Source organism: Streptomyces sp. URMC 126 (assembly GCF_051386555.1).
Classification (GTDB): Bacteria; Actinomycetota; Actinomycetes; order Streptomycetales; family Streptomycetaceae; genus Streptomyces.
Genome location: NZ_JBPQTX010000710.1, coordinates 1 through 356, shown reverse-complemented (window position 1 = coordinate 356; position 356 = coordinate 1). Strand labels below are relative to the sequence as shown.

Here is a 356-nt window from a genome sequence, read left to right as displayed (position 1 = left end):
CCGTGGGGCCGGTCCAGCCGGGGCTGGGGTGCGCGGCGACCCCGATGGGCTTGACGATCACGACGATGTCGTCGTCGTCGTGGACGATCTCCATGCCCTCGACGGGCTCGGCCACGATCCGCACCGGCGCGGCGGCCTGCGGCAGCTCGACCTCGAGCCAGGCCCCGCCGCTCACCCGGTCGGACTTGCCGGCGACACTGCCGTCGAGCAGGACCTTTCCGGCGGCGGCCAGCTCGGCCGCCTTGGTCCGCGAAAAACCGAACATGCGGGCGATGGCGGCGTCGACGCGCTCGCCCTCGAGGCCATCGGGTACGGGCAGCGTGCGGATCTGGGGAAGCGTGCTCACCCGTCGAGTA

At 72.8% G+C, this 356-nt stretch carries 1 protein-coding gene; it reads right to left on the bottom strand.

Going from position 1 to position 356, the window contains the following annotated elements; genetic code table 11:
• The coding region (locus tag ACSNOK_RS33570) for a S4 domain-containing protein (protein WP_436784551.1) at positions 1–346 on the bottom strand (346 nt) is incomplete at its 3' end.
• Between the last annotated feature and the right edge of the window lie 10 nt (positions 347–356).